We start from the raw sequence: 6,024 nt of genomic DNA, 5'->3' as shown, positions 1-6,024 counted from the left end.
GTCCTGGCGCATCTTGTCGCGGTCGGGGCCGTCGTCCATCAGGTCGGTGCGCAGCCGCATGCGCGTGATCGGCGTCTGCAGGTCGTGCGAGATGGCGGCCAGGATCTCGACCCGCTCGGCCGCATAGCCGGCGATGCGCTGCTGCATCGCGTTGAAGGCGCGCGCCGCGTGCGCGACCTCGCTCGGCCCCTGCTCGGGCAGCGTGTGGCCCTTCAGGTCGGGGCCGAGCTGGTCGGCCGCGGCCGCCAGCGCCGCGAGCGGCCGCGTCAGCAGCCGCACCGCGATCCAGGCGCACAGCGCCAGCACCGCGAGCTGAGCGGCCAGCACCCAGCTGACCCAGCCCGACACCGGCATGTCGACGCGGCGCGCATGCACGATCACCATGCTCGCGTCCGACAGCCGCACCTGGATCTGCAGGCCGCCGACCGGCTGCTGCACCTCGGCCACGCGCACCGTCTCGAACGGCTTCATCGCGTCGACGATGGCGGTCGCGAACTGCCGCAGCATCGGCGCCGCCGGGGCYGGCCCGTCGGCCGTGCCGCCGAGCGAGAAGCGGTAGTTGCGGCGCTCCAGCCGCGCGAGCCAGCCGTCGCGCTCGGCGGCGGGCAGGCGGTCGATGATCGCGATCGAGCTCGCGATGTCGCGCTCGATGCCCAGCATCATCAGCTCGCGCAGCGCCATGCCGCGCTCGTAGCGGATCAGCACGAAGGTCAGCCCCTGCGCGATCGCGAGGCCGAGCACGATGATCAGCGTGACGCGGGCGAACAGCGAGCGTGGCATCGGGATCGAGAGGGGCATCATGCGGCGAAGGTGGTCAGGCGATCAGGAAGTCGACCTCGATGTTGCCGCGCGTCGCATGCGAGTACGGGCAGGTCTGGTGCGCGGTGTCGACCAGCCGGCGCTTCTGGTCGGCGTCGAGGCCGGGCAGCGTGATCGACAGTGTGACAGCCAGCGCGTAGCTCGCATCGCCGGCGGTCTTGCCGAGCGACACGCGGGCGTCGATGGCGGTGTCGGCCGGGAACTTGAGGTTCAGCTGGCGCGCGGCGATCTGCATCGCGCCCATGAAGCAGGCCGAGTAGCCGACGCCGAACAGCTGCTCCGGGTTGGTGCCGGGCTTGCCGGAGCCGGGCGGGCTCAGCTGCACGTCGAGCGCGCCGTCGCTGGAGCGGCCCGCGCCGTCGCGGCCTCCGGTGGTGTGGGTGGCGGCGGTGTAGAGAACGTTGTCGATCTTCTGCAGCATGGCGAATCCTTCAGGAGGGTTGGGTTGAAGCGAGCCTGTATTGCAACGGCCCGCTGTATCCGGGGTGTGTCGTGCGCCCCCCGGATTTGCATGGCCGTGTAGATGCCGCGCGGCCCGGACACACTGCAATACAAAGGCGCTGCATCCGGGCGCCCGGCGCACTACAGTCACGGCCATGCAAGCCAAGCCCAGCGACCATGTGCTGATCGTCGACGACGATCGGGAGATCCGCGACCTGCTGACCACCTACCTCGTCAAGAACGGGCTGCGCGTGGTGGCCGTGCCGACCGGCCGGCACATGCGCGCGGCGCTCGAGGAGTCCGGTCCGTTCGACCTGATCGTGCTCGACCTGATGCTGCCCGGCGAGGACGGGCTGACGCTGTGCCGCGACCTGCGCGCCGGCAAGTACAAGGCGACGCCGATCCTGATGCTGACCGCGCGCAACGAAGAGGCCGACCGCATCCTCGGGCTCGAGATGGGCGCCGACGACTACCTCGCCAAGCCGTTCGCCGCGCGCGAGCTGCTGGCGCGCATGCGTGCCGTGCTGCGCCGCACCCGCATGCTGCCGCCCAACATGCGGGTCGCCGAGGCCGCCTCGCACCGGCTGGCGTTCGGCGAGTGGGAGGTCGACACCGTGGCGCGCCACCTGCTGGACCCGAGCGGCGTGATGGTGGCGCTGAGCGGTGCCGAGTACCGGCTGCTGCGCGTGTTCCTCGACCACCCGCAGCGGGTGCTGAGCCGCGACCAGCTGCTCAGCCTCACGCAGGGGCGCGAGGCCGAGCTGTTCGAGCGCTCGATCGACCTGCTGGTGAGCCGGCTGCGCCAGCGGCTGCGCGACGATGCGCGCGAGCCGCGCTACATCAAGACGGTGCGCAGCGAGGGCTACGTCTTCGCGTCGGCGGTCGAGTCGCGCGACTGWCGCCGCACCGAGATGCAGTGGCAGCCGACCGGCTGGCGGATCTCGTGCGAGATGCCGCCGGCCAGGAACAGCAACGCAAGCCACCACCTGTTCATCGCGCCGGTGCCGGCGTTTCGGCCAGCAGCGCCTTGATCCTGCCTTCGGTCTCGCCATAGCGGCCTTCGCCGAAGTGCGTGTAGACGATGCGGCCCTGCTTGTCGATCAGGTAGAGCGCCGGCCAGAACTGGTTGCCGAACGCGCGCCAGGTGGCGTAGTCATTGTCCTGGGCGACGGCGTGCGTGATCTGCAGCTTGCGGATCGCTTCCTGTACGTTCGGCGTCGACTTCTCGAAGGCGTACTCCGGCGTGTGCACGCCGACGACGACCAGCCCCTGGTCCTTGTACTTCGCGTGCCATTCCTTCACGTACGGCAGCTGGTTCAGGCAGTTGCTGCAGGTGTAGGTCCAGAAGTCGACCAGCACCACCTTGCCGCGCAAGCCCTGCATCGCAAGCGGCGGCGAGTTCTGCCAGGTGGCGATGCCCTGGAAATCGGGCGCCGCCACCGGGTGGGCGGCGGGCGTGCCGATGGCCGGCGGTGCCGCCAGCGTAACGAGAACCACCGTCGCGGCGATGGCCACGGCGGCGAGGAGGGTGCTGGATCGGAGCTTCATGGCGGTGGTGCGGAGTGGCAGGTGCGCGGATTCTTGGTCGCGCACCGCCACCACCGCGGTTTCTTCGTAGGCCTGTGTGTCGGCCCGGCATGCCGACACATTACGTTTCACGGGAATGACCGCGCGGCGCTCAGGGTTCGGTCACGCTGGCGAGAGTGCGCACGCCCCTGACCGTGCCGTCGACATCGATGAACTTGTACTGGATCGGCCCGTAGCCGGGCGCGGCCCACACCACGGTCGTCCCGAAGGATGGCTGGGCATCGTTGACGACCTTGAAGCGGCAGGCGTTTGGAAAGCTGCGGCCGGCCATCGTCAGTGTCTCGTGGCCTTCGAAGGTCCACGTCTCTTGCTCGGCTTCGGCCAGGAAGCCGCCGTTCGTGAAGTAGTTGTTGTCGGTGTAGTGGATCGTCACCGTCTGCGTGGGGGCCAGCGTCTTCGGCACCAGGAAGCCGGTGTAGACCGACTTCGTGGCCTGCACGCTCTCGGGTGTGTAGTCGTAGTCGCCCCAGAAGCGCACGCCGTCCGCCTCGACCGAAAAGTACAGCGCGGCGGCGCGCAAGGTGCCTTCGACGTCGAAGTACTCGATCTGCACCGGGTGGACGGCACCGTCGAACTTTTCCTGCGTGTAGAGGGCCGACTTCGCGATGTAGGTCTTGTCCGGATCAGAGATCGTGTAGCGCAGGCCGGGCTTGACCGTGAAGCAGTCGCTGAGGTCGGGCAGCGTCTCGACCGGAGGGTCGACTGCGGGCGGGCAATCGTCACCGCCGCCACCGCAGGCGGCAAGCGTGGCACACAGGCCGGCGATCAGCAGCAAGGAAGAAGGGGTGCGTGATGGTTGCATGATGGTATGAAGGTGAGGTTGTTGAACAGCAGGGCACAGCTCCGCCAACCCATGCCGATCCGGGGATCGGCACGACTGCTCTGTTGCGCGGGGACTTCGTTAGTTGCAACCTTGAACGAACACGCGGTGCGTGCGTTGACGTGTCATGCCGGTAAAGAAAAGTTTCCGGCTGACCATGGCGAAACGGCGATGAAGGCGATCGGCGAATGCGATCGATGAAGGCGCTGATCACGCCTGCACAATCGGCCGATGCGCCTGCACCTTCTGTCTTCGTTGCTGTTGCTCGCCCCGTTCGCGACACTCGCGGCGCCCGACGAGGCGGCGCTCGGCCGTGCCGACGGCTACCCGACGGCCCGCACGCTGAAGCAGGCCTACCAGGAGCGCTACCTCGTCGGCTCGTTCAGCGCGATGGACAGCTTCAACCCCGCGTGCACGCTGGCCCCGGCCGACAAGCCGGTCGCGCTGGAGGCCGCGGCCACCGAGACGACGTTCAGCTACCGCTACCAGGGCCACCGGCTGACGCTGGACGACTACCTGCAGCACCAGCGCGCGACCGGCCTGCTGGTCGTGAAGGACGGCCGCATCGTCGCCGAGCGCTACAACTACGAGCGCACGCCGGCGATGCGGATGCTGTCGAACTCGATGGCGAAGACGATCACCGCGCTGGCGGTGATGAAGGCGCTGGAAGACGGCCAGGTGAAGTCGCTCGACGACCCGGCCGAGGCCTACGTGCCCGAGCTCAAGGGCACGCTGTACGGCGGCACGCGCCTGGTCGACCTGCTGCGCATGGCGTCCGGTGCGCGCTATGTCGAGGACTACACGGCCGACGACGACCGCGCGCGTTTCAACGCCACGGCGCGGCGCGCCGGCATCGTGCAGGCCGCGCGGCAGGTCACCGAGCGCAGCGATGCGCCGGGGCAGCGCTTCAACTACGCGGGTGCGCAGACCGAGGTGCTGGGCCTGGTGCTGCGCGGCGCGACCGGCCGCACGCTGTGCGACTACGTCGGCGAGCGGATCTGGAAGCCGATCGGCGCGCAGGCGGCAGCGAGCTGGCTGCTGAACCCGGCCGACCACGTGGAGCTCGCGCAGGGCGGCTTCAACGCGACGCTGCGCGATTACGCGCGGCTCGGGATGATGATGGCCGCCGACGGGCAGGTGAACGGCGCCGCGGTGGTGTCGCGCGAGCACCTGCTCGACATGACCGATGCCGCGCGCCAGCCCGAGGCCTTCCGGCCCGGGCAGATGCAGTACCACGGCAGCAGCTACTTCGGCTACGGCCTGCAGACCTGGCTGCTGCCGGGCCGGCAGCGCCGCTTCATGCTGCTGGGCGTCTACGGCCAGGCGATCTTCGTGGACCCGGCGCTGCGGCTGGTGGTGGTGCACACCGCGGTCGGCAAGGATGCCTCGGGCGATGCGAGCGGCCACCACCTCGGCGTGGAGCGCGATGCGCTGCTGCGCGGGATCGTCGCGGCCTACGGGGACTGGTAGTCGCCGCGGTCCAGCAGCGCCGCATCCTCATGCAATTGGCGCAGCGCCAGCAGCTGCAGCAGCGCCGGTGCGAGCAGCACGTCGCCCGGCCTGGCCTGCGCCGCGGCGACCTCGCGCGTCACGGCTTGCAGCCGTTGCGACAGCTCGCGCAGCCCGGCCGCCTCCAGCCGCCGCACCAGCGGTGCAGATTCGCCGGCCCACCCGCGCGGCAGGCGCGCCAGGCCGTGGTGCAGCAGCGTCGCCAGGTGCTGCCGCAGCGCTTCGAGCTGCAGCGTGCAGGGGTCGGCACCGGCCGGCCGCGCCACGCCCAGCGGCAACGCGCCGAGCGCGCCGCTCGCCGCCGCGAAATCCGGCACCAGCAGACCCCCTTCGCAGCCCAGCGCCCACGGCTCCAGGCTCGGCACGCCGTGCTGCCAGCTCAGCACGCCCGCCACATGGCGCAGCGCACCGTGCCGCCCGCTCGCGGCAGCGGCCATCGCATCGAGCGCATGCGGCGCATGCCGTTCGTGGAAGCGCTGCACCAGCAGCGGCGCACCTTGCGCATCGCGCAGCAGCATCGCCACGCCTTGTTCGTTGGCGTCGTAGGCCGGCGGCTCCACCTCGGCCGGGCTGAACACGATGAAGCGCCGTGCCGCGTGCCGCGGCTGCAGCGCTGCCGTCGGGTGCGCCAGTTGCTCGGCGCGCAGTGCGGCCACGCTGTCGAAGCGCACCGGTGCGCCGAGCTGCGCCCAGTCGGCCGCCTGCGGCAGCACGCTGTTCTGCGAGCTGCGCGCACGCGCCAGCCGCACGCTGCCGTCGGGCCGCCGCGCCGCCTGCTGCGCGAGCAGCTGCCCGCGCGCCAGCGCCTCCAGCAGCACGCCAGGCGCGAGCCGTTCGGCGGCGCGGAT

General features: G+C 70.4%; 6 protein-coding genes and 1 pseudogene. 2 read left to right on the top strand and 5 right to left on the bottom strand.

What is annotated here, in order from left to right; translation table 11 throughout:
- Both AC1D15_RS15285 and AC1D15_RS15280 read right to left on the bottom strand, forming a co-directional pair.
- A partial coding sequence (locus AC1D15_RS15285; protein ID WP_477826637.1) for a HAMP domain-containing protein occupies nt 1-801 on the bottom strand: 801 nt, incomplete at its 3' end.
- Nucleotides 802-814: 13 nt separating this feature from the next.
- Nucleotides 815-1,240, bottom strand: coding sequence for an organic hydroperoxide resistance protein (locus AC1D15_RS15280; protein WP_047499987.1), 426 nt, complete (start codon nt 1,238-1,240; stop codon nt 815-817).
- Between the two features lie 175 nt (nt 1,241-1,415).
- Between AC1D15_RS15280 and AC1D15_RS15275 the strand changes: the two are divergent.
- Nucleotides 1,416-2,156 (top strand): annotated as a pseudogene (locus tag AC1D15_RS15275) (response regulator); the annotation flags it as partial.
- A gap of 94 nt (nt 2,157-2,250) precedes the next feature.
- On the opposite strand, the gene AC1D15_RS15270 reads toward AC1D15_RS15275, so the two are convergent.
- Complete coding sequence (locus AC1D15_RS15270; protein ID WP_047500972.1) at nt 2,251-2,808, bottom strand: thioredoxin family protein; 558 nt, start codon at nt 2,806-2,808, stop codon at nt 2,251-2,253.
- A 130-nt stretch (nt 2,809-2,938) separates the two neighbouring features.
- Entirely contained in the window at nt 2,939-3,649 is a 711-nt protein-coding gene (locus AC1D15_RS15265) for a hypothetical protein (RefSeq protein ID WP_465110856.1), read from the bottom strand.
- Between the two features lie 249 nt (nt 3,650-3,898).
- Between AC1D15_RS15265 and AC1D15_RS15260 the strand changes: the two genes are divergently transcribed.
- Nucleotides 3,899-5,137 carry a serine hydrolase domain-containing protein gene (locus AC1D15_RS15260; RefSeq protein WP_477826636.1) on the top strand — a complete coding sequence of 413 codons (1,239 nt, stop codon included), beginning with the start codon at nt 3,899-3,901 and terminating at the stop codon, nt 5,135-5,137.
- Here the strand turns inward: AC1D15_RS15260 and AC1D15_RS15255 are convergent.
- Nucleotides 5,122-6,024, bottom strand: a 903-nt coding sequence (locus AC1D15_RS15255) for a hypothetical protein (protein ID WP_477826635.1), incomplete at its 5' end; no start/stop codon positions are given. The genes AC1D15_RS15260 and AC1D15_RS15255 overlap by 16 nt on opposite strands.

This window comes from Rhizobacter sp. P2_H2, from assembly GCF_056403375.1.
The sequence above is the reverse complement of the archived record's forward strand: the minus strand, read 5'-3'. Positions and strand labels throughout refer to the sequence as shown.

Bases quoted from the DNA above. Each gene is read 5' to 3' on its own strand.
- AC1D15_RS15280 (WP_047499987.1), bottom strand. From the start codon at position 1,240: ATGCTGCAGAAGATCGACAACGTTCTCTACACCGCCGCCACCCACACC.
- AC1D15_RS15270 (WP_047500972.1), bottom strand. From the start codon at position 2,808: ATGAAGCTCCGATCCAGCACCCTCCTCGCCGCCGTGGCCATCGCCGCG.
- AC1D15_RS15265 (WP_465110856.1), bottom strand. From the start codon at position 3,649: ATGCAACCATCACGCACCCCTTCTTCCTTGCTGCTGATCGCCGGCCTG.
- AC1D15_RS15260 (WP_477826636.1), top strand. From the start codon at position 3,899: ATGCGCCTGCACCTTCTGTCTTCGTTGCTGTTGCTCGCCCCGTTCGCG.